This window comes from Synechococcus sp. ATX 2A4 (assembly GCF_024346375.1).
In the GTDB taxonomy this organism is placed as follows: Bacteria; Cyanobacteriota; Cyanobacteriia; order PCC-6307; family Cyanobiaceae; genus MW101C3.
In genome coordinates this window covers 60,041-86,558 of the sequence record NZ_JAGQCV010000005.1, presented here as the reverse complement: position 1 = coordinate 86,558, position 26,518 = coordinate 60,041, and the positions used below count along the sequence as shown (strand labels likewise).

Sequence of the window (26,518 nt, the reverse complement as noted above, 5' to 3'; positions counted from 1 at the left end):
GGATCATCCACGTGATGCTCCACAACCAGCGTCGCATCGGCCTCACCGGTGGCATCGCTACAGGGAAAAGCACTGTGGCCCGCTTGTTGGAGGAAAACTTTGGTTTGGCGGTGCTTGACGCCGATCGCTATGCCAAGGACGCGCTCGCTCCCGGCACTGCTGCCACCCAGGCTGTTATCAGGCGCTATGGGCAGAACGTGCTGATGGCCTGCGTTGCGCCTTCCACTTCCGGTGCAACACCGAACAATGCGAACGTCATTGACCGGCAAGCCCTCGGCCAGTTGGTATTTGCCGATCCGGTGGAGCGACGCTGGCTGGAACACCTGGTGCACCCATTGGTGCGCCAAAGGTTTGAACAGGAACTGGCGGCGTTGGCGGAGGCACCGGCTGTGGTGCTGATGATTCCTCTGCTCTTTGAAGCGGGCTTTGAGCCACTCTGCTCGGAAATCTGGCTGGTGGATTGCGACGCCGCAGAACAACAGGCCAGGTTGATGGCGCGCGATGGCCGTTCTGCGGCCGAATCCAGGGCCAGAATCGAGGCCCAGTGGCCCCTGGAGCGCAAACGTGCCCTGGCCGATGTGGTGATTGACAATCGCAACGGAGCAGAAGGGTTAGCTGCTCAGTTGGCCAGGGCCGTGAGCGGCTTAAAGGCCTCGTAATATCCGCCGTGACGACCACTGCAGCCCCTTACGGATTCGCCGCAGAATTAAGGGCTGGCCCATCACGGCACCAAGTGCGAAGGCGAAGGCATAGGCCAGGCTGGAGACACCGATGCGGATACCGCTCTGCACCAGCTCCATGATGGCCTTCTGATCGAGGCCGCTGAGCTGTTGGTTCATCACCGCTTCGGCGCGAAACAGCGCTCGCATGGTCTGCTCGCGCAGGGTGGCGATCGGCAATTTGAGCTGCTCCTCGCTGATCGTGGGGCCACGCAGGGCGCGCATCTGCAGCTTCAATGCCTCAGGAGTGCCGGCCCTTTGCACGGCTTCGCGCAAGGTCACGAAGGTGGCCTCAGTGGTGGCCCTGCGTTGCTCCAGCTGATTCTCATCTCTTGAGAGGAGTGTCCAGATGGCCACACATTGGAGGGGGACCAGCACCACGAAGCCGATGGCGGCGAGCAGCGCCCGCTGCCGGGCCGTGGCCAGGCGAACCCCATAGCGGGACTGCTGCGGATCCAGATGGGCGGCTCCATGCAATAACACGAATCCCAGCAAGGCCAAGGGGGCTCCGTTGATCACACCGCCGATCAGGCGCAGCTGCCAGGAGGGGTTGGTGGGATCGAGCGGCAGGAACAAGGTGAGCGCGGTGATCGCGAACACGATGAACAGACAGGTGGCGGCTCCATTCAGCACGGCACTGACCGGAACCGGCTGACTGCCCGGTTCAGAGAACGGCTTCGTGAGCGTGGAGAGGCTGGGGCGAGCAGGGTTCACATCAGGTTCGCGGCGGGAATCGTGAAACGGCCGGCGGGTGCTGCACACCCAGGCAGGGACCAACGCCATGGGGCCGGCTGGCGTCCAGGGGTTGACCGATCAGCCCACTCTCATGGGTCTATCAGGAAGCCGGCCGCACAAGGAGGGATCCAGCCGGAACAAGGCCGCCCAAAGGGGGCAATGGACAGGAAATATACATGCTTCTCTCAGTCTTTACAAAGTTTGTCATCATGCGTTCATATGGCACCGTTCAGCGTCGCACCTGGGTCAACGACGGCATTGAGCCTCGCCCTTGCGAGCGTCGGGCCGACAGGGGGGATTGAGCAACCCGGTAAAGACAGCCGCGCGCGGTGGCGGGTGCCGGGTTCAGACCTCAGCCGTTCAGCTTGGCGATCAGGATCTGGTTGGCGAGTTTGGGGTCGGCCTTGCCGCCGGTGCGCTTCATCAGCTGCCCCACGAAGAAGCCCTGCAGCTTGTTCTTGCCGCCGCGAAAGGCGGCCACTTCCTCGGGATGGGCCGCCAGCAGTTCCTCCACGATCGCCGTGAGTGCTGCGGGGTCGCTGATCATGCCGAGGCCGCGCTCGGCCACGATCGCCTTGGTGGAGCCGCCCTTCTCCAGCAGCTCCGGCAACAGCTCCTTGGCGATCTTGCCGCTGATCACGCCGGAGTCGATCAGCTGCACCATTTCGGCAAGCTGCTCCGGCTTGAGCGGCAGCTCCGCCAGCGCGAGGCGGTTGGCATTCACGTGGGCGGCGATGTCGCCCGTCACCCAGTTGGCCACCCCTTTGGGATCGGCGCCGGCCGCCACCGCCGCTTCGAAGTATTCGGCCATGCCCCGCTCATCGGTGAGCACGCGGGCGTCGTAGATCGACAGCCCCAGCTGCTCGGCGTAGCGGTGGCGCTTGGCGGCGGGCAGCTCGGGCAGTTCGGCCCGCCAGGCTTCGCGCCGCTCTGGCGTGACCTCGATCGGGCCCAGATCGGGCTCGGGGAAGTAGCGGTAGTCGCTGCTGCCCTCCTTGCTGCGCATGCTCTTGGTGAGCTGCTTGCTCTCATCCCACAGCCGCGTTTCCTGGTGGATCGGTTCACCGGCCTCGATCGCCTTGATCTGGCGCGCGATTTCGTAATCGCAGGCTTTCTGGATGGCGGAGAAGGAGTTCATGTTCTTGATCTCCACCTTCACGCCAAACGGTTCATCGGGCCCGCGGCGCACGGAGATGTTGACGTCACAGCGCAGCGAACCTTCCTGCATGTTGCCGTCGCTCACCCCCAGATAACGCATGATCCGGCGGATCTCGGAGGCGTATTCCGCCGCCTCCCGGCCGGTGCGCAGATCGGGCTTGCTGACGATCTCCGCCAGGGCCACACCGGCGCGGTTGTAATCCACCAGTGAGTGGGTGCTGCCCGCCAGACGGTCGCTGCCGGCGTGGACGAGCTTGCCGGCATCTTCCTCCATGTGGAGCCGTTCGATGCCGATCGTTTTCAGGTAGGTGTCTTTACCCTTCTCGGCCACTTCCACCTCGATCCAGCCGTTTTCGGCGATCGGCTGGTCGAACTGGGAGATCTGATAGTTCTTCGGCAGATCGGGGTAGAAATACTGCTTGCGGTCGAACTTGCTGTGCTCGGCCACCTGCAGATTGAGCGCCAGCGACGCTTTCACCGCATACTCGAGCACCTTGGCATTGAGCACCGGCAGCGTGCCCGGCAGGCCCATCACCACCGGATCGATGTGGGTGTTGGGGTCGTCGCCGAAGTTGGTGGAGGCGGCGGTGAAGATCTTGCTGGCGGTGCCCAGCTGCACGTGGGTTTCCAGACCGATCACCGCCTCCCACTCCCCGCTCGCTGGCCCATTTGCCGCACCACTTGCCGCCCCGCTTGCTGCACCGTCAGCCACCATGAGCCCATCGCCTGCCGATCAGGGCCGATCCTATGGAAGTGGTTGCGGCACTCCACCGCTTCGTGTGGGGTCTTCTGGCCGACTGGGTGTGCTTCGTGGCGGTGTTCCTGTGCCTGGGGCTCAACTTCGGCCCCTGGCGGCTGATTCCCTACGGCCTTCGCCAGCTCTGGAGCAGCCTGCGCAACCCGGGGCCCGCCATCGGCAGCGCCGGCCAGCCGGGCGCCGCGGACGGCGAACTGGACAGCTGGACGGCCTTTCTGGTGACCCTGGGGGGCACCGTTGGCATCGGCAACATCACCGGCACCGCCGTGGCGGTGACCCTGGGCGGGCCCGGGGTGCTGGCCTGGCTGTGGGCCGTGTCGCTGGTGGGCATGGCCCTGAAATTCGCGGACACGGCCCTGGCGGTTCGCTTCCGCAGGCCCCAGGGCGATGGCAGCGTGCTGGCCGGCCCGATGCTCACGATCCAGCGGGGGCTGCACCGGCGCTGGCGCTGGCTGGCGGTGCTCTTCGCCGCGATGACGGTGCTCTCGGCCTTCGGCTCCGCCAACGGGCTGCAGGTGGGCCAGCTGGCCGCTGTGGCGGCCCAGGACCTGGGCAGTCCTCCCCTGCTTACCGGCCTGGTCACAGCCCTGGCCACGGCGGCGGTGCTCAGTGGCGGCCTGCGGCGGGTGGGCCGTTTGTCGGCGGTGCTGGTGCCCCTGATGGTGCTGGGCTATGGCCTGGCCATGGCCGTGCTCCTCCTGGAGCACGCCGCTGTCCTGCCCGCGGCACTGGATCAGGTGCTCAAGGGGGCGCTCTCCCCTGGCGCGATCGCCGGCGGCGGGGTGGCCGTGACGGTGAACACCGCGGTGCGCCTGGCGGTGTTCTCCAGTGAGGCCGGCACGGGCAGTGCGGCGATCGTGCTGGCGGCCGCCAGGCCCGCCGATCCCCTGCGCCAGGGCTCGATCGCCATGCTCGCCAACCTGCTCGACACGGCCCTGTGCACCGCCCTCGGCCTGCTGCTGATCGCCAGTGGCGTCGCCGGCGGCAGCGCTGCTGGCCGCGGTCCCCTGGCCCTGGTGGATGCGGCGATGACCTGGGCCGGGCCGGGATGGCTGGGGGTGAGCCATCTGGCCATCGTGCTGTTCAGCTTCACCACCATCCTCAGCGCCGGCGTCGTGGCCGAGCGCTGCGTGCTGTTCCTGGGGGGAAACCGCTGGCGCCTCCCCTACCGCTGCTGCTGGTGTGGGGCTCTGGTGCTGCTGGCCCCGGTGGGCGGCGGCAGCCTCTGGCTGTTCGCCGAACTGGTGGAAGCGCTGGTGGTGCTGCCCAACCTGCTCAGCCTGCTGCTGCTCTCCCCCTTCCTGTTCCAGTGGTTCGCCGACCAGGCGCCACCGCTGGCCCCTTCTCCCAGCCCCAACCCATGACCCCGAGCGAACCCGTGGCCACCGGCCTGCAGCTTTCCCTGCCCGGAGTTCTGGCCATCATCTCCGCGACGTACCTGGCCACCCTGGTGGCCAGCCGGGTGGCGGTGCAGCTGCGGGTGCCGGCCATCCTCGGCATCCTCCTGCTCGGTGTGGCGATCCAGCCCGGACCCAGCCTGCTGTCGGTGACGGCGGTGGATGCCCTGAACACCGTGACCCTGAGCATGCTGCTGTTCGTGGCGGGGCTGAACTCGGACACCCAGCACATCCGCGGATTCCTGGGGTACGGCGTGCTGCTGGCGGTGGGCGGGGTGGCCGTGTCGTCGCTGCTGCTCGGCGGCCTGATCTGGCTGGTGTTTGCCGGGCTGGGCAACCCCATCCCGCTCACCCTGGCCCTGCTGGTGGCCGCCTGCCTGGGCTCCACCGATGCCGGCGCCACCCTGAGCGTGCTGCGGGGGGTGCAGGACCGCATCCCGGTGCGGGTGCGCTCGCTGCTGGAGTTCGAGTCGTCGGTGAACGATCCGGCCGCCATCCTGTTCCTGTTTCTGATCCTGGGTCTCAGCGGCCAGGGGGGCAGCGAAGGCGGGGCGCTGCTGGATCAGTTGCAGGGCTTCATCAGAAGCGTGGGCAGCGGCATCCTGGTGGGCCTGATCCTCACCTACCTGGCCCAGTTCGTGCTCAACCGCCTGATCACCAGCCAGGACCAGATCCTGGTGGTGGGCATCGCCATCGCCCTGGCCTCCTATGGCTTCGCCAGCCTGCTGGGGGGCTCGGGGTTCATCGCCGCCTACGTGACGGGCCTGTTCCTGGCCAACAACATCTACGACAACAAGCTGATCACCCCGGAGCTGCTGGAGCACAGCCTCGAACCGTTCAACACCACGATGCAGATCACGGTGTTTCTGCTGTTCGGCGTGCTGATCGATGCCACCAGCATTCCCGGCGCCCTGCTGCCCGGCGCGCTGGTGGCCCTGGGTCTGATGCTGGTGGCCCGCCCCCTCAGCGTGCTGGTCTTCCAGCGCTGGTCGCCGTTCGACTGGCGGGCCGGCGCCCTGATCTCGTGGTGCGGCCTGCGCGGGGCGGTGCCGATCGCCCTGGGCTACAGCGTCACCAAGTCGCTGCCCTCGCTGCCAGGGCTCTCCTCAACCGAGCTTCCCCAGCTGGAGAACCTGGTGGAAGCCGTGATCTTCGTGGTGGTGTTCTTCAACCTTTGCGTGCAGGGGCTGAGCCTGCCGTGGCTGTGCCGGCAGCTGAAGCTGGAAACGGAAGCCTGAACCGTGCACCTGAGCTGGGATCCCGCGCAGGCGGCCCGGACGTGCCCGGGTCTCAGCGGAGGCCCTGAAAGAACTCCCACTGATCGAGGGGGCCCACGTAGCTGATTGCGCACCGGTCAGGGTGATGGTGGCGTCGTCACTCGCTCCGTAGGCTGCGGGAAAGTTGTGAAGGGATCCTTGGGGCCGAATACAGTGGCACCCCAAGATTCAGCGGTGGGAAAGGGATACACACCTTTCAAGATAAAGACGGGACCGTAATCACTCGTAAAAGGATTTAGCCGACCGAGAATAGGCGAATCAACGTTACAGCGATTCTGACAATCAAACCTACTGCCCACGGCATTCGCGAAGCGCTCAGCCTTGGCCTGGTCGCCACACCATGGCGGAGCGGCAAGCAGGGACTCATGGTTTTGAAGGGTCGATTGGGTAGATCTCACTACCCGGGGCGAACCGCCCACCTCCACGATCACAGCCGCCAACGCTGAGGAGGCTGCCAGCACGGCCAGAGCTGATGCGGCCGCCGGGCTGGTGGTCACACCCCCCAGGAGTGCCCTTGATGGGCTTCTGCTGAATGAGTCGTGGCAGTGCTGCCATCGGGCTGGGCGGGAGAGTGGAGCGCTAGACATCCCATCGATCCCCCCAGTGCAGCGATGCCGGCAGCGGCCTGCGACCCCCTGTTGATCCTCGGCGGCGGCCTGATCGGTCTGTCGGTGGCCCACCAGCTGGCGCGCCGCGGCCGGGCCGTGACCGTGCTCAGCCGGCGGCGCAGCGAGGCCGCCGGCTTCGTGGCCGCCGGCATGCTCGCCCCCCATGCCGAGGGGCTGAGCGGCCCGCTGCTCGCCCTCGGCCAGGCCAGCCTGGGGCGGATTCCGGCCTGGGTGGCGCAGATCGAAGCCGACAGCGGCCTGCGCTGCGGCCTGCGCGCCTGCGGGATCGTGGTGCCCTTCCGCTCCGCCGCCGAGCGCGACACCTATCCCACCGCCGCGGTGGGGGAAGCGCTCGACCGGACGCGCCTGGAGGCGGAGGTGCCCGGGATCGGGCCTGACTTCCGCGCCGGCCTGCTGTTCGCCCAGGACGGCCAGATCGACAACCGCCGCCAGCTGATGCGGGCCCTCGAGCGCGCCTGCGTGGAGCGGGGTGTGGCCTTCGAGGAGGGCGCCGAGGTGCTGGAGCTGCTCACGGACGATCCTGTCCCGGGCGCCACCGGCCGCAGCCACCTCCGCGGCGTGCGGCTGCGGGGCGCCGACGGGGAGGAGCGCCGCCTGGGCTGCGAGCAGGCGGTGCTGGCCTGCGGCGCCTGGAGCGCCGACCTGTTGCCCGCGCTGCCGGTCCATCCGGTCAAGGGGCAGATGTTGTCGTTGCAGGGCCCGCGCCAGGCGCTGCAGCGGGTGGTGTTCGGCCCCGGCACCTACCTGGTGCCGCGCGAGGACGGCCTGGTGGTGGTGGGGGCCACCTCTGAAGCGGAGGCCGGCTTCGCGGACGGGCTCACCCCGCGCGGGCAGCGCCAGCTGGAGGACAACCTGGCCGCCCTGCTGCCGGCCGCCGCCGGCTGGCCGCCGATGGAGCGCTGGTGGGGCTTCCGGCCCGGCACCCCGGACCAGTCGCCGCTGCTGGGGGCCAGCCCGATCGAGGGGCTGTGGCTGGCCACCGGCCACTACCGCAACGGCGTGCTGCTGGCCGCGATCACCGCCGAGCTGCTGGTGCCGTTGCTGCTGGGCCAGAACCTGCCTGCCAGCGCAAGAGAACTGCTGGCAGCCTTCCGCTGGGACCGGCCGCTGCCACCCCCAGCCGCTTCCCATCCGGCAGCCGAATAGCGCCCGGTCGTGATCGCCACCCTGGCGGCGGAAGCTGGGGCCGTCAGGCCTCCGCGCCCGGAGCAGGAGGTGGCAGAGAGCGATCCGAGCCTTCGGAACTGCTTGCCTGCCAGCACACACCCCGCAGGCCGAACACCTCCAGCGGCTGGGGCCAACCCTTGAGCGTGTGCGCCCCCAGCGGCACCACATCCAGCTCGCCGGGGAGCAGGGCCAGCAGCTCGCCGCTGATCAGAATCGGCTGCTCAGGGAAGCGGCGGGTGAGGCCCTCCAGGCGGCTGGCCACGTTGACGGTGGTCCCCACCACGGTGAATTCCAGCCGCTGGGCCGCGCCGAGGTTGCCGGCAATCACCTCCCCCACATGCAGGCCGATGCCGTGGCGCAACGGCGGCCGGCCCACCGCTGCCAGCTCCCGATTGAGCGCCTCCAGGCCGCTCTGCATCGCCAGCGCCGCCCGCACCGCCGCGCGGGCCTCTTCGCGGTCGCCGCGGCTGCGGGGCACGCCGAATTCCGCCATCACCGCATCCCCGATGAATTTGTCGAGCAGGCCCTGCTCCGCCAGCACGGCGCTGGCCATCAGCTCGAAGTAGCGGTTGAGCAGGGTGAAGAGCTCGGTGGCAGGCAGGCCCGCACTCAACGAGGTGAACCCCACCAGATCGCTGAACAGCACCACGCAGCGGGCACGGCTGCCCCCGGCCTGGGTCCAGATCGGCCCAGGGTTGCGCAGGATGTCGCGCAGCAAGGTGGGCGACACGCGCCGCGAGAGCAACTGGTGCAGGTAGGCCCGCTCCCGGCTCTCCACCAGCACCTGCCCCATCGCCAGCGTTCCCCCTCCCGCCAGCGTTCCCAGCAGCAGGGCGGCCAGGGGCAGCCGCAGCAGCCCTCCGGCCCAGAACCCCCAGCCGGCCAGCAGCGCCAGCGCCACCAGCGCCACCATCACCAGCAAGCTGCGACCGGCGGTGCTGCTGCGGCTGAGCCACCACCAGGCGCCGATCCCCCAGAGCAGCAGCAACCCCGCCTCGAGCGCCGGCGGCAACGCGAGCACCCCCTGGCCGGAGAGGGCATTGGCGATCGCCACGCCCAGCACCTCGGTGCCGCTCTGGGGGCCGAAGGGGGTTTCCTGCTGATCCCCCAATTCCGGCGTGGTGGCGCCGAACAGCACCGTGCGGCCGCGCCAGAAGCCGGTGGGGGTGTCGAGCACCTGCCAGGCGGGCACGCGGGGCAGGCTGCCGGAGGGGCCAAGGTAATTGAGGCCCGTCGGTGCCTGGGGCAGGGGCCTCTCGTTGACCAGAAAGGCCATCGGGTGTGGGTGGGGCAGCGGGAAGCCGGCCAGGTGCTGGTCGAGCCAGGCCTGGCCGGGCACCGCTTCCGCCATGCCCTGCGGGGACTAGAGCAGGGTTGTCAGCCCCGGCGCCCCGAGGGCAGGAAGCGGCCGCGCCAGCACCACCTGCTCAACCCCCTGGCGCTCATTGCGCCCATAGCGGACGGCCAGGTGCACCCGCTCGCGCCAGGGGGCCAGCGTCGCCTTGAAGGCCGCGTCATCGGCCGGCCCGAACGGGCTGGGCTGGCTGTACTCGATGTTGACCAGCACCCTGGCCGCCCCCTGCTCCAGCACCTTGGCGATCAGCTGCGCCTGCAGGGCCCTGGGCCAGGGCCAGGGCCCCATCTGCCGCCACAGCGGGGAGGCGGCCCGATCGGCCGGGCTGAGCAGGGCCGCGAGTTGGAGCGAATCGGCGTCGATGGCCAGCAGCACCGGGTCCGGCGGGGCGGGGCGGGCGCCGCGCAACCGGAACGCGAGCCAGGCGATCTGGCCATCGGCCAGCTGCAACGCCTGACCGGCGGGCGTGATCGGCTGTTGGTCGAGCCCAGCCAGCAGGGGCAACGCCAGGGCGAGCCACCAGAGCCGCCGCCAGCGACCCGGCCCGAGCGGCTTCAACGGTCGAGGCCGAGTTCGCGCTCGATCACCGGCAAGGTGGCCATCGGTGCAGAGAAGCCGTTCAGCAGCACACTGGTGCGGCGGCGCAGGCGCACCTCGTCGATGCTCAGCCGGCGGGGGCCCACCCAGGTGCCAGCGGCGGTGGCGGTGAGGATCTCGCCACTGTTGAGCGTGAAGCGGCGGCCATCGTTGGCTTCCACCTGCACGGTTCCTTCCCAGCTCAGGAAAAGCACATCACGGGGGAGATCCTCAATGAAAACGGTGGTGCCCTGAATCGAGGCCGTGCCCACCCGGGTGCGGACCTTCAGCGGCAGGAGGCGAGTGGCGTCGGGATCGATCCAGGCAATGATCTGGCCGCGCTTCAACGCAGGACCGCCGGGGTCAAGCCGCAGCAGGGCGTCGCCGCCAAGGCGGAAACTGCGGCCATCGGCCAGCTGCACCTGCATCCGTCCCGGCCGCTGGGTGCGGAGCTCCGTGCGGGAAGGCAGCACCTGGCCGGTGTTCGCCTGTTGTTCCAGGCGGCCGGGAGGCCTGATGAAAGCGGGCCGTTCCGCCACATCAATCACCCGGGGCAGCCGCAGGGCGGCCGGAGCGCCGCCGGGAAGCCCCAGCACCGCCACCAGCGCCGCACCGGTGAACAGGCCCGCGGCTGGGGCCAGCCTGATGGAGCTCGGCATCGGGCGCGCTGATACGGCACCCAGGATGAAGGCTCAGCCTTCGGCGCGCCACACCTGGTCGGCCGGCGTCCAGTCGCTGAGCTCGGAGGCTTCGAACCAGAGGCCGATCTCGAAGACGGCGGTTTCCGGCGCATCGGAGCCGTGGATCACGTTGCGGCCGATGTTCACGGCCAGATCGCCGCGGATCGTGCCCGGCTCCGCCTCCAGGGGCTTGGTGGCGCCGATCAGCTTGCGGGCGCTGGCAATCACGCCATCGCCTTCCCACACCATCGCCACCACCGGGCCGCTGGTGATGAACTCCACCAGGCCGGCAAAGAAGGGGCGCTCGCTGTGCACGCCGTAATGGCTCTCCGCCAGTTCGCGGCTGGGCACCAGTTGCTTGAGGCCCACCAGCTTGAAGCCCTTGCGCTCGAAGCGGCCCAGGATCTCGCCCACCAGCCCGCGCTGCACCCCGTCGGGTTTGATCGCGAGGAAGGTGCGTTCGGTGGCCATGGCAGGTGCTCTTGGGGATGGCGCCATCGTCCGCGCTGGGCCTGCCGCTTGGCAAGCAACCCCGATGCGGACAGGCGCCCTGCGAACGGCTTTCCCAGGCTCCGCTGCCGCACCGAGCCCCAGTGGGGCCGGCCGGGTTGCTGGTCGTTCCCTGCGCCGCAGGTGGGGGCTGACGCCTGCGGCGCCCTGAACCTGGCCCGTTTTCGCTGACTAAGCTGCCGTGGGCCGCTTTCCTCCTGCCCCCCCGCGCATGCCTGCTGAAACCGTTGCCGCCGCTCCCTCGGGCCTGGCTTGGAGCGTGGCCGACAGCAGCCGCCTGTACGGCCTTAACGCCTGGGGCGATCCCTATTTCACCGTGAGCGCCCGCGGCCACGTGATCGTGCAGCCCCGCGGCGAACGCGGCGGCTCTCTCGATCTGGTGGAGCTGGTGCAGGAGCTGCAGGGGCGCAACCTCAGCCTGCCGCTGCTGATCCGCTTCGACGACATCCTTGAAGACCGGCTGGAGCGGCTGCATGGTGCCTTCGAGCGCGCCATCGCCCAATACGGCTACGCCGGCCGCTATCAGGGCGTGTTTCCGGTGAAGTGCAACCAGCAGCGCCACGTGGTGGAGCAGCTGGTGGAAAGCGGCCGGCAGTGGCACTTCGGCCTGGAGGCCGGCAGCAAGGCGGAGCTGCTGATCGCGCTCTCGCTGGTGAACGATCCCCAGGCGCTGCTGATCTGCAACGGCTACAAGGATCAGCGCTACATCGAGACGGCGATCCTGGCGCGGCGGCTTGGGCGGCAGCCGGTGGTGGTGATCGAGCAGGCCGATGAAGTGGAGCGGATCATCAGCGCCAGCCGCGCCCTGGGGGCGGCGCCGCTGATCGGCATCCGCGCCAAGCTCTCCACCCGCAGCACCGGCCGCTGGGGCAGTTCGGTGGGCGAGAAGGCCAAGTTCGGCCTGTCGGTGCCCGATCTGCTGGCCACGGTGGAGGCCCTGCGCGCCGCCGACCTGCTGGGCGAACTGCGCCTGCTGCACTTCCACGTGGGCAGCCAGATCAACGACATCGCCGTGCTCAAGGACGCCCTCCAGGAGGCGGGGCAGATCTATGCCGCGCTCACCCGGCTGGGGGCGCCGATGGGCTACCTGGATGTGGGCGGCGGCCTGGGCGTCGACTACGACGGCAGCCGCACCGCCACGGCCGCCTCCAAGAACTACTCCCTGCAGAACTACGCCAACGACGTGGTGGCCACCGTGCGCGAATGCTGCGACGGCGCCGGCATCGCCGTGCCGACGCTGGTGAGCGAGAGCGGCCGGGCGCTCGCCAGCCACTTCTCGGTGCTGGTGTTCGACGTGCTCGGGGCCAGCGGCCTGCCGGGAGCGGTGCCGGCAGCCAGCGGCGAGGAGGCCCTGATCCTGCGCAACCTGCGCGACACCCATGCGGCGATCGAGGCGGTGGCGGCCGCGGATCCCGCCGCGATCGCCCTGGCCCTGGAGCGGTTGCAGGAGGCCTGGAACGACGCCCTCAAGTTCAAGGACGACGCGATGGCGGCCTTCCGCCTCGGCTACCTGGGCCTGCCGGAGCGGGGCCTGGCCGAGCAGCTCACCTGGGCCTGCTGCCAGGCGATCGCCGAACGGCTGGCCCTGCTGCCAGCTGAAACACCGATCCCCCAGGAGCTGCGCACCCTGCCGGCGGCCCTGGCCTCCACCTATTACGCCAACCTCTCGGTGTTCCGCTCCGCGCCCGACACCTGGGCGATCGATCAACTGTTCCCCGTGATGCCGCTGCAGCGGCTGGACGAGCGGCCGTGCCGGCTGGGCAGCTTCGCCGATCTCACCTGCGATTCCGACGGCAAACTGGCCCGCTTCATCGACCGCGGCCAGGTGAAGACCCTGCTGGAACTGCACCCGCTGAGGGCCGGTGAGCCCTACTGGATCGGCCTGTTCCTGGCCGGCGCCTACCAGGAGGTGATGGGCAACCTGCACAACCTGTTCGGCAGCACCGATGCCGTGCACATCCGCCTGGCGCCCGGCGGCGGCTACCGGGTGGATCACGTGGTGCGCGGCGACACCAACGCCGAGGTGCTGCAGGCGATGGAGCACGACCCCCAGCTGCTGCTGGAGCGGCTGCGCATGGCCAGCGAGGCGGCGATCGCCCAGGGGCAGCTGGGCATCGGCGACGCACGCCGCCTGATGGATCACCTGGAAACCAGCCTGCGGCAGACCACCTACCTGCAGGCGCGCTGAACCGCCCGCTCAGCAGGAGCTGAATCACCCGCTCAGCAGGAGGCGGCGGGGCAGAGGTAGCGCTCGATGTCGACGTCATCGAGCTGCTCGGGCTTGAGGAAGGCCTCGGCATAGGTGCGGTACACCCCGGAGCGCAGGAACAGTTCAAACAGATCCGGGTCGATGTGGCGGCGATCGCGGAAGCCGGCGAGGATCTCGATGCTCTCTGAGGGCGTCTTGGCGCGCTTGTAGGGGCGATCGGCCGCCGTGAGGGCCTCGAAGATGTCGGCGAGGGCCAGGATCCGCGCCGGGATCGAGAGCTGCTCGGCGCTGAGGCCACGGGGATAGCCGCGGCCGTCGAGGGTTTCGTGGTGGCCACCAGCGATCTCGGCCACCCGGGCCAGCTTGCGGGGGAAGGGCAAGCCCTCGAGCATCTGGATCGTCTGCACGATGTGGTCGTTGATCACGTAGCGCTCCTCCTCGGTGAGCGTGCCGCGCGAGACGCTCAGATTCGTGAGTTCGCCGAGGTTGTAGAGCAGCTCCGGCACCGGCAGGCGAAAGCCATGGCGGGGATCGGGGCGCTGCTGGGCGGGCCGGGGCACACGATGCCAGGGCTTGTCGGCCAGCAACGGCTCCTCCACCGGCAACGACTCGGCCGGCCGGCGGCCACCATCGGTGCGGCGCTCGTGCTCCTCCCAGGCCAGGCCGAGCGTGTCGTCGAAATGGCGCTGCCAGCTCTGCCGGGCGATCTGCTGCAGGCGCGCCACCTTGCCGGCATCGAAGAACTCCGCGCCCAGGTTGCTGGCGGCCACAAAGGCGAAGTCGTCCTCCAGCTGGCGGCGCCGGGCCTCATAGCCGGCCGCCAGCGCCTGCGGGTCACCACCGGCCAGCAGCCCCTGCAGCCGCGCGATCTCCGCATCCCGCAGCAGCACCTCGAAGCGGGTGCGGATCTCGTGGATGCGGTTGACGTTGGTTTCCAGCTTGGTGGCCTTGTCGACCACGTATTCCGGGGTGGTGACCTTGCCGCAGTCATGCAGCCAGGCGCCGATGCGGAACTCCCGCCAGGCGGCGTCGTCGGCGAAGCCGAAGGCGGCGAGCGGCCCGCTGCTGCAGGCGGCCGCTTCCTTGGCCAGCATCTGGGCCAGCTCCGGCACCCGCGAACAGTGGCCCCCGGTGTAGGGGCTCTTGGCATCAATCGCCCCGGCCAGGATGGCGATGATCGCGTCGATCAGGCGTTCCTGGTTCTCAAACAGCTGGGTGCGCTCCACACACACCGCCGCCTGGCTGGCCAGAGCTTCGATCAGCCGCTGGTCGTCGGCGTCGTAAGGACGCACCAGCTGGCTGGCCACGCTCGGTGTGATCCGGGCGGCCGGATCATGCTTGCGGTTGATCAGCTGCATCACCCCCACGATCTCGCCACTGGTGGAGCGCAGCGGCACGGTGAGCATCGACACGGCCCGGTAACCGAAGCGCTCATCGACGCTGCGATCGAAGCGATAGGGCAGCTGGGGGTCGAGCTGATAAGCATCGGCGATGTTGAGCACCTCGCCGGTGATGGCGCACCAGCCCACCAGCCGCTCGGCGGTGAGCGGATAACGAATGGCGAGCAACTGCTGCTCCCCCTCGGCGATCTGCACGCTGTCGTTCTGCGCGGCCGCAAACCAGAGCTGGTCTTCCGCCTGCGGCTCCCGGCGCGGATCGGCCCGCTCCACCAGGAAGATGCTGCCGGCATCGCTGTGGGTGAGCTGGCGGGAGGTGGTGAGGATCCGGTGCAGCAGCGTGCGCAGATCCGTGGCGCCACTGAGAGCGGTGGCCACGCCCAGGATCTCCACCAGGGCCTGCTCCTGTGCACGGCCGGAGGCACTGTTGCTCATCGATTCCGGGGCGCGACTCAGGGACGCGGCAGGTTCAGGAGAGCGCCAGCCTGACACCGGTCTGCGCGGCGATGGCCGCCCACAGCACTTTGCAGACCAGGTGGAAGATCTGATCGCGGCCGAGCTTGTAATAGCCCGCACATTTTCCCCAGTCGATCAGGGCATGCAGCACCCATTCGGCCACACCCAGCCACACGATTCCCGTGAGCAGGGCCACCAGGAAGCCATGGACGCCGGCGTGGGCGGTGAGCCACCAGGGCCAGGGGAGGGTGTGATCGCGGCCCCTGCATTTCTCCACAGCCATGCGATCGCTCTGGAGGGCGAAATCACCGACGAAGTGCCCCATCGCCAGCAAAAAGAACAGCTCCAGACCCGGGAGGCTGTGCACAAGGCCCGAGAGCATGGCTGGCTCCGTGATGCCGACAGAGAATCAGCATGACGGCACACCAGGCGGCCAGACCTCCGGGCGTGGAACATGGCTCACGCAGCAGGCTCAGCCCCGGACCCGCTCAGCGGGCGCAGAAGGTGGCCTGCAGCGCCAGCCGATCCACGGGTCCAGGCAGTTCAGCCGGATCGAAGCCCACGCTTTCGCTGGCCACGGTTCGCATCAGCAGGGGGCGCATGCCGCCTTCAAGCACCACGCTCAAGGGGGTGACCGTGCGCAGGCCAATCGCGTCGGCCAGGTCCCGCGCCTGGGTGAGGGCGTCCTGGTAGGCCCCCTTGAGCAACTGGCGCCGGGCGGCCGCATCGCCGCCCACCGATGGCTGGGTGCTCACCGGCGCCAGCTGCACCCCCGGCAGCCCCCCCACCTGACGAATCAGCGCCTGCAGCCGGGCCGGGGCGAGTTCGCCACTCACCTGCAGCCGGGCCTGGATCGCCGCCGGCTTCTGTTTGGTGGCCGGCCGCGACCAGGTGGTGGGCGAGGTGACCTCCAGCTCGCTCACCTGCAACGCCTGCAGGGCGGTGCGCACGGCCGCCAGCCGTGTCTGCAGCTGGGCCAGGGCGGCATCGTTGCCGGCCGCTTCTGACTGCAGCTCCAGGGAGAAGCGCAACCGATCGGCGGCCCGCTTCAGCTCGGCGCTGCCCCGCACCTCCAGCGTGGCGCCGTCGCAGCGAAGCGCTTGCGGCTGCGATTGCGCCATGGCCGGCAGCGCCAGCAGCAGGCAGGCCGGCAGGCAGGCACCGGTGGTGAGAGCGGAGAAGGCGCGACGCATCGCAGGGATGTCAGTGGGGCAGGGCGGTCAAGCCCCTGTGCAGCTTGGGGCCTGAACAGCTGTTTGCCGCCTCCAGACGCATGGGGTCAGACCTTCGTGATCCCTCGCCTGAACACCCCTAGGGTGCTGCCCGCAGGTCCGTTCCACCTGGAGCCGGCCGCTCCGCCACCGCCCCTTCTCTCACCATGCATCTGCTGCAGGTGTGGCTGATCGCCCTCAGCACCCTGGCCCTGCTGCTGTTGGTCCGCAATCTCTGCCGGGTGGGGCGCTGGCCCCCCTTCCCGCTGCAGCTGCCGGTGGTCGCCACGGTGGTGTGGGCGATCAGTCACTCGCTGTCGCCCCTGGTGCTGCCGCTGGGGTACCGGCCCTGGTTCGCCCTGCTTGATGAGCTGGCGCTGATCTATGCCGCCATCAGGCTCTGCCTGTGGGTGGGCCTGGAGCTGCCAGCGGCCCTGAAACTGTGGCAGCGCCCACCTGAAATCCTGCTGCAGTTGCTGATGCTGGCCAGCGGCACGGTCGCCACCGTGGTGGTGTTCAAGGAACTGGCCCGTTTCGATCTGCTCGGCCTGGTGACCACCTCGGCCGTGCTCACCGCCATGATCGGCCTGGCCGCCCAGGAACCGCTCAAGGATCTGTTTGCGGGCCTGGAATTACAGCTTGATGAGCATTTCCGGCAGGGAGATTTCATGTGGCTGGAAGATGGCAACGCCGGGGTGATCGTGGCGATCAACTGGCGGGATACCTGCCTGCGGGATCTCACCGGCACGCTGCTGATCATTCCCAACACCAAGATCACCTCCGAGGTGGTGCGCAACCTGGGCGCCTTCGGTTCGATGGGGAACCGCTTCAGCATCGGCCTTGATTACGCCTTCCCCACCACCCAGGCCAAGCAGTTGCTGCTGGAGAGCGTGCGTCAGCATCCGCGCGTGTTGGCAGAGCCAGAACCGATTGTGTGGGTGAAAGAGTTCGCCGACAGCACGATTCTCCACGAGATCATGGTGTTTCAGGCTCCCGGCGGACTGGCCGATCAGCTCTCGCTCCGGAGCGATCTGCTCGAACAGATCTGGTATCGGCTGGAACGCGCAGGCCAGAGCATTCCCTATCCCGTGCGGGAATTGCGGCGACGAGCTCCTCAGGTGAAGGCGAACCAGACGGGCAACAGCGCCGGAACGGAGCGCAGGTTATTACTGGCTCTCAATCCTCTGTTCAAAGAATTGGAAGGAGCGGAACTCGATCGCCTGGCCGGCAACACCCGCTGCGTGCGTTTCGCCGCAGGGGAAATGATCGTGCGGGAGGGAGATCGAGGCGGGGCGCTGTATCAGGTGGTGAAGGGAAGCGTCGATGTGCTGAAGCGCAACGCCGGAGCCGCGCCGATCCACGTGGCCAGCCTGCAGGCGGGAGATCTGTTCGGGGAAATGGCGATGCTGGCGGACAGCACCCGCAGCGCCTCCGTGCAGGCCACAGAGGAATGCCTGTTGCTGGAGGTGAACCGCGAACACATCGCGCCGCTGCTGCAGGACAACCCGGAACTGATGGAACGGCTGGCGAAGCTGGTGAGCGATCGCCGGGCCGAGCTGGAAGGGATGGCGCTGGCGAACCGGCTGGCGCAGCAGAACCAGCTGCTGAGGGCCATGCAGCAGCTGTTCACCACGCTGAGTTTCAGCGCCGAGCGCCCAGAAGCCGGGGATGGCCAGGGGCCCGCGGGCCGCACTTGAGGAAGAGCAGGAGATTGTGGCGACGGAGCGACTGGTGGATCCCGAACTGCAACTGCAACTGCAGCGGCAGCAGGCTTTTCTTGCAGTTGCTATAAGTTCAAGCTCGAGATGTCGTGGCCATGACGTCCCCTTGTGACTCGGTGCCACCACGGCGTAGCGTGATGAAGCCATGCGCAGGCAGGCTCATGCAGCTGCGTCGATGACAGACGGCGCCGAGATCGCAACGCCGAGCAACTGGTCGGAGCCTGTAATGGAAGCCTCCCAGGAAGATCCTGTAAGGTACGCCTCAGCCATCGCTGCGGAGCAAGTGAGCCCGGCTCACATCACTCCTCTGCGGTCGATCAGCGCTCTCCGGGCCATCCTTCCGGCCGCTGGCTAACGCTCATCACATAACGAGAGCCTTCAACAGTTGCGGCGTCCTTCTGTCGGCATCATCGGTGCAGGTCCCGCAGGCCTAACAGCTGCCTATCTGCTGGCCAAGCAGGGATGCAGGGTGGATGTGTGGGAAGCCGATCTCACCTATGTGGGCGGCATCTCACGAACGGTGGTGCACAAAGGATTTCGCTTCGATATCGGCGGCCATCGCTTCTTCTCCAAATCAGGCGAGGTGGAAGCGTTCTGGAGCGAAATCCTGGGCGACGACATGCTCACCCGAGATCGCTTGTCGAGAATTTTCTACGACGGAAAATTCTATAACTATCCTCTTGAAGCCAGCGAGGTTGTGAGAAATCTAGGCAAGCGGGAATCCTTGCTGAGCGTAGTCTCCTACCTCACTAAAAAACTGTTTCCAACCCACCAACCCGCCAACCTGGAAGAGTGGGTCACCAACAAATTCGGCTATCGGCTCTACGCCAAGTTTTTCAAGTCCTATACGGAAAAGGTCTGGGGAGTGCCCTGCAGCGAGATCGCTGCAGATTGGGCCGCCCAGCGCATCAAGGGGCTGTCGCTCACCCGGGCCGCCCTGGCGGCCTTCTGGTCTCCCCCCGCCACCGAGGCCGGCAGCGATCGTTCCAAGGTGATCAAATCGCTGATTGGCTCTTTCCGTTACCCAAGGCTCGGGCCCGGAATGATGTGGGAAGCCACGGCGGAACGTGTGCGCGCGCTGGGCGGGCAGGTCACCCTCGGCGCCCGGGTCACGCAGCTCACCCGAATGGATGGTGCGGCCGACGAGACGGTGGATGGAAGGGCGGACAGGGCAGCGAACGGGGCGGCGCAGGGGCAGAAGTTGGCGGGCTGGCAACTGGAGGTGGAAGGTCCGGGGCTGGGTGGGGCGGGCCTGGAAGCCGGCACCAGGACCTACGACCAGATCATCTGCTCGGCGCCGCTCAGCTGGCTGGTGCGCTCTATTCGCCCGAGCCTGCCGCCGGAGGCACTGGCGGCCGCCGCCGCCCTGAAATACCGCGACTTCATCACCGTGGCCGTCATGCTCAAATCCAGCACGGCCTTTCCCGATCACTGGATCTATATCCATGACCCAGACATCCGGGCCGGGAGAATTCAGAACTTTGCCAATTGGTCACCGGAGATGGTGCCTGATCCCACCATCACTTGCCTGGGTCTGGAATACTTCTGCTTCGAGGGTGATGACCTCTGGGCCATGGCCGACGACGACCTCATCGCGCTGGCGGCCCGTGAACTGGTGACCCTGGGGCTGGCCGGCAACGAAGCGATCGTGAATGGCGCCGTGGTGCGCCAACCCAAGGCCTATCCCATCTACGACGACACCTACAAAACCCACATCCAATCGATTCGGGCAGCCCTGACCAGCGCCGGCGAAGGCTTGCAGGTGGTGGGCAGAAACGGCATGCACAAATACAACAACCAAGACCATTCCATGATGACGGCCATGCTGGCCGCCAAGAACATTCTCAACGATCAGCCGATCTATGACGCCTGGAATGTGAACCAGGATGCCGAGTACATCGAGGCCACAGGCAAGGTCACAGACGAGGCCACGCCATGACATCCGGCCAGCGCCACGCTGCCGTGGGCAGCAGGCTCACCTGCTCGGTGGTGATGCCCACGATCGCCTGGGACGGATTCTTCGTGGACTGCGCCCAACGCGTGCTGGAGATGCTTGATTCGCCCGAGGGCCAGATCGACAGCTTCCTGGTGGTGTTCGACGGCGTGCCGCCCGCAGTGCCGGCCTGGCTGGCCCAATCGCGGGCACAGCTGCTGGCCACCGGTCACCGCTCCGGGCCGGCGGTGGCCCGCAACCTGGCGGCCGAAAGCGCCGCAGGCGACATCCTGGTGTTCGTGGACGCCGATGTGGAGCTGCACCCCGACGCCCTAGGCCGCATCCGCCGGCACTTCGAGGGCGACCCCCAGCTCGATGCCGTATTCGGCAGCTACGACGACCGCCCCGCCGCCCCCGGACTGGTGAGTCAGTTCCGCAACCTGCTGCACCACCACACCCACACCAGCCATCCGGGCCGGGCCCGCACCTTCTGGGCCGGCTGCGGCGCCATGCGCCGCAGCCGCTTCCTGGCCCTCGGCGGCTTCGATCGCCACTACGAACGCCCCAGCATCGAAGACATCGAACTGGGCATGCGCCTGGCGGCGGCGGGCGGCAGGCTGCTGCTCGATCCCACCATCCTCTGCACCCACCACAAGCACTGGAGCCTGCGCTCGATGGTGGTCACCGACATCTGCCAGCGGGCCGTGCCGTGGAGCCGCCTGCTGCGCCGCCGCCCGCACGGGCCGGTGGGGCTCAACCTCACGCCCGCCGCCCGGTTCAGCGGCCTGCTCACGCTGGTGCTGGTGGCCTGCCTGGTGGCCCTGCCCTGGGCGGCGGCGGCCGGTTGGGGCGCCCTGGCCTGCCTGCTGGCGCTGCTGGGGCTGAACCGGCGCTTCTACGGCTTCTGCCTGCGGGTGCGGGGGCCTGGGTTCCTGCTGGCGGCGATTCCGCTGCACCTGCTGTATTTCTTTTATTCCTCGCTCAGCTTTGCGCTGGTGGCTGTCGAGCACTGGTGGCGGCCGGCGCGGGCCCCGCAGCCTGCGGCCCCATGAAGGGGCTCAACCGCCCCTGGCTGAGGGCCTTGGGCTTGACGCTGCTGGCGCTGCTGACCATGGCCACCCTGCTGAACGGTCTGCTGCTCGCCTGGCTGGCCCCCGGCGGCGACATGTACCTGCGGCTGAACGAATACGGCTACTTCCGCAGCGGTGTGTTCCCCCACCCGCTGCTGGCCCTGCGCAAGGGACTGGAAATCACCGCCGTCAGCGTTTATCCGCCTTATGCCATGCCGATGTTCGCCCCATTTTTTCACCCGGGTGGTGCCCTGCAGGGCCGTGTGGTGATCCAGGCGCTGAGCCTGCTGAGCCTGGGCCTAATCGGCTGGGTGGGCCAGCGGCTGCTGAGGGGAGCAGGTGCGGCCGCCGGAGTGCTCGGAGCCCTGGCTGGTGCCGCCATCTCCGGCAACAGCAATGCGCTCGCCCAAGGCCAGTTCTCGCTGATCTGCATGGGACTGATCACGGTCCAGTGGCTGCTGCTGGCGCGCCAGCGGCGGATACCGGCGGGCCTGTGCTGGGCCCTGGCGATGATCAAACCCCAGATCACCTTGCCGTTCGCCCTGCCCTTCCTGCGGGCGCGGCGGCTGCGCGGCCTTGTGGTTGGGATCGCCCTGCTGCTCACTCTCAGCGCCGTGGCGTTCTGGCACACGGGCGTCACGCCGCTCGACTATCTGCAGGTGTGGACGCGGCCTCAGTCGATGGATTTCATCCGCGGCGGCAGTCGGTCGGCAGCGGGGGATCTGGCGGACAGCCTCGGCCTCAGCGCCGCCGCCAGCCAGCTGCTGGTGACCGGGCTCACGGCCACCGCTGTGAGCCTGTGGTGGTGGTGCCGCCGCCAACAACCGGACGACCCGCTGCAGACCGCCGCGGTGTGTGCCGCGGCCAGCGCCGTGGGCTTCTATCACCTCAACTACGACAACATCCTGTTGTTCCCGGCCCTGCTGATGACGCTGCGGCTGGCGATCACGCGCCAGCGCCCGCTGTGGCGCCTGCTGGCGGTGGCCATGGCGCTCTCGCTGTGGACCCCGCAACGGATCATCGAGCGCGTGCCGCTGGGCGGGCAGGCCCAGCTGCTGCTGTGGCTGCTGGTGGGGGTGGTGTTGGCCCTCCAGGCGCCGGAGCCAGAGGCCGGAGCGCTGCAGTGAGGCGCGCCATGCTCCACGCGGTGGGCATTCCGTTCGTGGCCACCACGCCGATGGCCCGCATGATCCGCACCACGGCACGCCAGCAGTGGCGGCTGCTGGCCGTGAACATGGCCACCACACTGCTGCTGGCCGCCGCCGAGTTCGGCAGCTTCGCGGTGATCTTCCGGGCGGCGGGCCTGCTGGCCGGCGCTGCCCCTTCCGGCCCGTGGGGGCTGGCCGCTCTGCCCCAGGGCACCCTGTTCCTCGTGTATTTAGGCGCCGCCTTGGTGCTGCAGCTGCTGGCCAGTGGCAGCCGCTACCTGAACGGGATCACGGCCGGCTACTTCGCCGCCCGCTGCCAGGCCTGCATCACCCCGGAGCTGCATCGCCACATCCTGAGCCTGAGCTATGCCTGCGCCAGCCGCTTCAAGGTGGGCGACCTGGTGCACCGGGCCACGGTGTCGCCCCAGGCAGTGCAGGTGGAGATTGAGCAGCTGGGGCAGATCTGCTCCAACCTGGCGCTGGTGCTGGCCTACGTGGCGATCCTGGCGGTGCTGTCGCCGGCGCTGCTGCTGGTCGCGCTCGGCCTGGGTGTGGCGGTGGCAGCGCTGCAGCGCACCCTCCGCCCCAGGCTCGGCCAGGCCAGCAGGGTGCTGGAGGCGAGGCGACGCGAGGTGGCGGCCCGCATCACTGAAGACATCCAGGTGCTGCGGCTGCTGCACAGCAGCGCCGCCACCGGCAGCGCTCGGCGGGAGGTGGCGGCTCAGATGGCCAGCCTGGAAGCGCCGATGCGGCAGCTGAGCCGTCTGATGAGCATCCAGGAGCCGGTCAGTGACCTGCTGCCCGTGGTGGCCGCACTGCTGATCGTGGGACTCAGCTGGCAGCTGTTCGGCGCCAGCACCGAAACGGTGATTCCCCAGCTGGTCACCTTTGTGCTGGCCCTTCAGCGGCTCAATCTGCGTCTGATCCGAACCGCCGCCAACTTCAACCATCTGGCCCAGAACAGTGGCCGGATCGAGCAGCTCGACGACCTGCTCCAGACCGGCGACAAAAGCTTCCGGCGCCACGGTGGCATCCCCTTCACGGGCCTGCGGCACGGGGTGCGCTTTGAGGGGGTGGGGCTGTGCTTCGAGGGCCGCGCCGAGCCCAGCCTCGAGGGCATCAACCTCTGGATTCCCGCCGGCAGCACCGTGGCCCTGGTGGGGCCGTCCGGGGCGGGCAAGTCGTCGTTGGTGGATCTGGTGGTGGGCCTGCAGGATCCCAGCAGCGGCCGGGTGCTGATCGATGACGTTGACCTGCGCCGCCTCGATCTCGACAGCTGGCAGCGGCAGCTGGGCGTGGTGAGCCAGGACGTGTTGCTGCTGAACGCCTCGATCCGCGACAACATCGCCTTCGGCAGCGCGGGCAGCAGCGAGGCCGCGATCGAAGCGGCCGCCCGCACCGCCGGCGCCCATGGCTTCATCAATGAACTCCCCAACGGCTACGCCACCGCCATCGGTGAACGGGGCTACCGGTTGAGCGGCGGGCAGCGGCAGCGGCTGTCACTGGCGCGCGCCCTGCTGCGCAACCCGCAGCTGCTGATCCTCGATGAAGCCACCAGCGCCCTCGACAGCCACAGCGAGCACGGCATCCAGCAGGCGCTGGCCGCCTTCCAGGGGCCACGCACGGTGCTCACGGTGGCGCACCGGCTCAGTTCGATCGTGCAGGCCGATCAGATTGTGGTGATCGAGCAGGGGCGGATCGTGGAACAGGGGCGCCATCAGCAGCTGCTGGCGGCCGGCGGCGCCTACGCCCGCCTCTGGCTGCGGCAGAGCCGGGCCGGGCAACGGGCGGAATGACCGGGGAGGCCGACCACCTGAGACGAACTCAGACGGCTCCTGAGGCATCCCTGCCGTCATCGCGGAGGGGCCTGAAGAGGGGCGGTGCTGCCGTTCCAGGAAAACGACTTACCTGATCGGCTCCACTGCGACGGCGGCCTGGCGCATGACGAGGCGGGAGCCGCAATCCGGGGTTGTTGGTGCTCTCGCTCGAACATGGTGACCTCGAGCGCAAGCACCTACTCCGCTGGAGAAGCCAGAAGACTCAGTGGCATTATCCGGTGATGCTCTGCCTCCATTCCGCAACGATTCCCGCGCACCTCCGCTTGCAGCATCCGGTTGCACTTCAACCTGTCAAGCTTGAACGCAGGGATTTGATACGTGAAATCTCCCACCTGCAGCGAAGAGGATGCCCATAACTCGCTTCTTCATAGCCTGACAGCCCCGCACCGGAAGCAACTGGCTCTGCAGCCTGCTACGATCAAATCAGCAGATCCTCTGCCACCGGGAAGTCTTCCACCCAAAAGCGCTTTACTTCGACCGGCACTTCCGCAGGCGCCTTGAGACCCTCGGCGGGCTCGCCGCGCGTGATGCAGACCCCCTTGCTTTTGCTAAACGTCTCTGGGAGGCGGACTTCGGCCACGGTGCGGTGGGTTTCAAGTTGCTAACGGGGCAGGCACCAGCACTGCTCGCCCAACTGCTCGATGAAGCCGGGGTGAAGAAAGTCCTATTACGACGCAGAAGCCGCCTGCGTGCCTACATTTCATTATTGCGTGCGCGCGCAACAGGAAGCTGGTCGAACAAATCTTATAGCCACCTGCCAGTGAGCGTTGAGCCGCAGAGTCTGCTTGAGTTTGCACAACGCTACGATGATTACTACGCCGAGTTGAGAGCTGCGACGCTGATACAGCCCGTGCGCGAGGTGATCTATGAGGATCTACTTGCTGATCCAGCGGAACTTCAACAACTGCTTGCGTTCCTCTAGGTCCGCTCGACAGGGAAAAAGCTGAGGGCTTCCAACAAGCGCCAGAGCAACGATTCACTGCGTACGGCAGTCTCCAACCTTACGGTACTTCGGTCTGGGCTGAGCGGAACTGAGCTCGAAGCTGAGTTCGAAGCTGAGCCAAAGTACGACTTCCAGAGGAGTATATCGCTACCGCACGAAGTTCGCGCCACAATAAAGAGATTTTTGATTCGCAAGAAGAATTGATTTTGGATTCCACTCTGCTGGCAACAACTGGATGCGGCTCACAGCGAGAGGGTGGCCAGAAATGACGCAATCACCGAAGAGACTTCGACGAACCTCGTGCACCGCCCGATGACCGATCCGGTCGCCCGACTGGTGGCGACACTGCCCGCTCTCTCGCGGAACCTGGACGAGGCCTTCCTTCCCTTCTGGTTTCCACGCAGCGTGGACCCCATCCACGGCGGCTATCACCTGGCGCGGCTTGAGCTGAAGGGGCCCTTCGCTCGACGGCCGTTCGCTCAGCGACCGAAAACCCTGGTGACCCAGGCGCGCATGGTCTGGCTGTTCGCCCGGCTGGCGTCGATGCGGCCCGGGGCGCTCGGCCTGCGGCAGGCGGCGGAGCAGGGCTACCGCTTCCTGGTGAATCACCTGCGGGACCCGGTCCACGGCGGCTACGTGTGGGCCGTGAACCGGAGCGGAAATCGCGTCACCGATGCCACGAAGGTGACCTACGGCCAGGCCTTCGCGCTCTATGCCCTCTGCGGGTACCACTGCAGCACCGGCGACCCCGAGGCTCTGAAGAATGCCACCCACCTGTTCGAACGGATCGACCGCCACAGCCACGACCCCGTCCATGGCGGGTATTTCGAGATGTTCGAACGCGACTGGTCTGCGCCGTCCTCGCGCAGGACCTCCCCCATCGGCGGCCCCCCTGGAGCCAAGCTGATGAACACCCATCTGCACCTGCTCGAAGCGGTGACGGCCTACTACCGCGCCAGTGGGTGTTCACGGGCGCAGCGGCGGCTGGGCGAGTTGATCACCATCCAAAGCAGCGCCGTGGTACACGACGGAATCGGTGCCTGCACCGACTGGTATCTGCCCGATTGGACACCCATCCTGCAGGGCGCGTGGGCCCAGGTGTCTTACGGGCACGATCTCGAGAACATCTGGCTGCTGGCAGACGCCGTTGAGGCGATCGGCTCATCGAACCGCAACTGGATCGACCTCTTTAGCCAGATATTTAACCATGCCCATCGATACGGCTGGGATACCCGGCATGGGGGCTTCTTCTACTGTGGGGCCCTCAACCAACCGGCGCTGGAGCAACAGAAAGTGTGGTGGGTTCAGGCGGAAGCACTGCTGGGCAGCCTCACCCTGTTTCGACTCACGCAATCACCGAGATACGTAGAGGTATTCGAGCAGACCCTTCACTGTGTGATGGAGCGGCAGACCGACTGGCGAAGAGGGGAATGGCACGCCGAAGTGCACCCGGACGGCTCGGTGCGCGGGGCCAAAGCCAATCGGTGGAAGGAGGGCTACCACAACGGCAGGGCACTGATCTTCAGCATCGAGATCATCAACAGCCTGCGGAATGCCCTGAGCAACGACGGACAGGCGAGGAGTGGGCAAGAGAGGGGTGGACCAGATCAACGCTAACGCCTGCTGCGTAAAC

22 protein-coding genes are annotated in these 26,518 nt (G+C 67.7%); 12 read left to right on the top strand and 10 right to left on the bottom strand.

All coding sequences use genetic code 11. From position 1 onward, the window contains the following. The first annotated feature begins 14 nt into the window (after positions 1–14). The gene (gene coaE, locus KBY97_RS06120) at positions 15–659 is read left to right on the top strand and encodes a dephospho-CoA kinase (RefSeq protein WP_255145810.1); all 645 of its coding nucleotides are present in this window, start codon (positions 15–17) and stop codon (positions 657–659) included. Here coaE and KBY97_RS06115 read toward each other — a convergent pair. Both KBY97_RS06115 and gatB read right to left on the bottom strand, forming a co-directional pair. After that, a complete protein-coding gene (locus KBY97_RS06115; RefSeq protein WP_255145809.1) occupies positions 645–1,502 on the bottom strand; it encodes an HpsJ family protein in 858 nt (285 codons plus the stop codon). The genes coaE and KBY97_RS06115 overlap by 15 nt on opposite strands. A gap of 304 nt (positions 1,503–1,806) precedes the next feature. Continuing rightward, complete coding sequence (gatB, locus tag KBY97_RS06110; RefSeq protein WP_255145808.1) at positions 1,807–3,327, bottom strand: Asp-tRNA(Asn)/Glu-tRNA(Gln) amidotransferase subunit GatB; 1,521 nt, start codon at positions 3,325–3,327, stop codon at positions 1,807–1,809. A 32-nt stretch (positions 3,328–3,359) separates the two neighbouring features. On the opposite strand from gatB, the gene KBY97_RS06105 reads away from it, so the two are divergent. From KBY97_RS06105 to KBY97_RS06095, 3 genes are all read left to right on the top strand, one after another. After that, positions 3,360–4,733 (top strand): sodium:alanine symporter family protein, encoded by a 1,374-nt coding sequence (locus KBY97_RS06105; protein ID WP_255145807.1) that lies wholly within the window; start codon positions 3,360–3,362, stop codon positions 4,731–4,733. Next, positions 4,730–6,004: a cation:proton antiporter gene (locus KBY97_RS06100; protein WP_255145806.1), complete on the top strand. Its 1,275-nt coding sequence runs from the start codon at positions 4,730–4,732 to the stop codon at positions 6,002–6,004. The genes KBY97_RS06105 and KBY97_RS06100 overlap by 4 nt, the downstream gene beginning before the upstream one ends. A 650-nt stretch (positions 6,005–6,654) precedes the next feature. After that, positions 6,655–7,818: an FAD-dependent oxidoreductase gene (locus tag KBY97_RS06095; RefSeq protein ID WP_255145805.1), complete on the top strand. Its 1,164-nt coding sequence runs from the start codon at positions 6,655–6,657 to the stop codon at positions 7,816–7,818. A 43-nt stretch (positions 7,819–7,861) separates the two neighbouring features. On the opposite strand, the gene KBY97_RS06090 is transcribed toward KBY97_RS06095, so the two are convergent. The 4 genes from KBY97_RS06090 to ndk are packed head-to-tail and all read right to left on the bottom strand — an operon-like array spanning position 7,862 to position 10,920. Beyond that, positions 7,862–9,190, bottom strand: coding sequence for an adenylate/guanylate cyclase domain-containing protein (locus KBY97_RS06090; RefSeq protein WP_255145804.1), 1,329 nt, complete (start codon positions 9,188–9,190; stop codon positions 7,862–7,864). 12 nt (positions 9,191–9,202) lie between these two features. After that, complete coding sequence (locus KBY97_RS06085; RefSeq protein WP_255145803.1) at positions 9,203–9,751, bottom strand: CHASE2 domain-containing protein; 549 nt, start codon at positions 9,749–9,751, stop codon at positions 9,203–9,205. After that, on the bottom strand, positions 9,748–10,428 hold the full coding sequence (locus tag KBY97_RS06080; protein WP_255145802.1) for a FecR domain-containing protein: 681 nt from the start codon (positions 10,426–10,428) through the stop codon (positions 9,748–9,750). Before KBY97_RS06080 ends, KBY97_RS06085 begins: the two co-directional genes overlap by 4 nt. A 33-nt stretch (positions 10,429–10,461) precedes the next feature. Then, positions 10,462–10,920 carry a nucleoside-diphosphate kinase gene (gene ndk, locus KBY97_RS06075; protein ID WP_255145801.1) on the bottom strand — a complete coding sequence of 153 codons (459 nt, stop codon included), beginning with the start codon at positions 10,918–10,920 and terminating at the stop codon, positions 10,462–10,464. A gap of 250 nt (positions 10,921–11,170) precedes the next feature. Here ndk and speA point away from each other — a divergent pair, with 250 nt between their 5' ends. Next, positions 11,171–13,147 (top strand): biosynthetic arginine decarboxylase, encoded by a 1,977-nt coding sequence (gene speA / locus KBY97_RS06070; protein WP_255145800.1) that lies wholly within the window; start codon positions 11,171–11,173, stop codon positions 13,145–13,147. A 32-nt stretch (positions 13,148–13,179) separates the two neighbouring features. On the opposite strand, the gene KBY97_RS06065 is transcribed toward speA, so the two are convergent. The 3 genes from KBY97_RS06065 to KBY97_RS06055 form a co-directional block, all read right to left on the bottom strand. Continuing rightward, positions 13,180–15,000: an HD family phosphohydrolase gene (locus KBY97_RS06065; RefSeq protein ID WP_255145799.1), complete on the bottom strand. Its 1,821-nt coding sequence runs from the start codon at positions 14,998–15,000 to the stop codon at positions 13,180–13,182. 34 nt (positions 15,001–15,034) lie between these two features. Further along, a complete protein-coding gene (locus KBY97_RS06060; RefSeq protein ID WP_255145798.1) occupies positions 15,035–15,403 on the bottom strand; it encodes a DUF3307 domain-containing protein in 369 nt (122 codons plus the stop codon). 106 nt (positions 15,404–15,509) lie between these two features. Next, positions 15,510–16,214, bottom strand: coding sequence for an SIMPL domain-containing protein (locus tag KBY97_RS06055; RefSeq protein WP_255145797.1), 705 nt, complete (start codon positions 16,212–16,214; stop codon positions 15,510–15,512). Positions 16,215–16,399: 185 nt separating this feature from the next. On the opposite strand from KBY97_RS06055, the gene KBY97_RS06050 reads away from it, so the two are divergent. The 5 genes from KBY97_RS06050 to KBY97_RS06030 all read left to right on the top strand — a co-directional run bounded on the left by KBY97_RS06050 (position 16,400) and on the right by KBY97_RS06030 (position 23,900). Then, on the top strand, positions 16,400–17,929 hold the full coding sequence (locus KBY97_RS06050; protein ID WP_255145796.1) for a mechanosensitive ion channel family protein: 1,530 nt from the start codon (positions 16,400–16,402) through the stop codon (positions 17,927–17,929). Between the two features lie 409 nt (positions 17,930–18,338). Next, positions 18,339–19,892, top strand: coding sequence for an NAD(P)/FAD-dependent oxidoreductase (locus KBY97_RS06045; protein ID WP_255145795.1), 1,554 nt, complete (start codon positions 18,339–18,341; stop codon positions 19,890–19,892). Beyond that, a complete protein-coding gene (locus KBY97_RS06040; RefSeq protein ID WP_255145794.1) occupies positions 19,889–20,938 on the top strand; it encodes a glycosyltransferase family 2 protein in 1,050 nt (349 codons plus the stop codon). Before KBY97_RS06045 ends, KBY97_RS06040 begins: the two co-directional genes overlap by 4 nt. After that, positions 20,935–22,083, top strand: coding sequence for a glycosyltransferase family 87 protein (locus tag KBY97_RS06035; protein ID WP_255145793.1), 1,149 nt, complete (start codon positions 20,935–20,937; stop codon positions 22,081–22,083). Before KBY97_RS06040 ends, KBY97_RS06035 begins: the two co-directional genes overlap by 4 nt. A gap of 8 nt (positions 22,084–22,091) precedes the next feature. Next, positions 22,092–23,900, top strand: a complete 1,809-nt coding sequence (locus tag KBY97_RS06030; protein WP_255145792.1) for an ABC transporter ATP-binding protein — start codon at positions 22,092–22,094, stop codon at positions 23,898–23,900. A gap of 460 nt (positions 23,901–24,360) precedes the next feature. Here KBY97_RS06030 and KBY97_RS06025 read toward each other — a convergent pair whose 3' ends face one another. Continuing rightward, positions 24,361–24,522 (bottom strand): hypothetical protein, encoded by a 162-nt coding sequence (locus tag KBY97_RS06025; RefSeq protein WP_255145791.1) that lies wholly within the window; start codon positions 24,520–24,522, stop codon positions 24,361–24,363. Positions 24,523–24,528: 6 nt separating this feature from the next. Here KBY97_RS06025 and KBY97_RS06020 point away from each other — a divergent pair, with 6 nt between their 5' ends. Together KBY97_RS06020 and KBY97_RS06015 are read left to right on the top strand one after the other, a co-directional pair. Then, positions 24,529–24,864: a sulfotransferase gene (locus KBY97_RS06020; RefSeq protein WP_255145790.1), complete on the top strand. Its 336-nt coding sequence runs from the start codon at positions 24,529–24,531 to the stop codon at positions 24,862–24,864. Between the two features lie 333 nt (positions 24,865–25,197). Next, positions 25,198–26,502, top strand: coding sequence for an AGE family epimerase/isomerase (locus KBY97_RS06015; protein ID WP_255145789.1), 1,305 nt, complete (start codon positions 25,198–25,200; stop codon positions 26,500–26,502). Positions 26,503–26,518 lie beyond the last annotated feature (16 nt).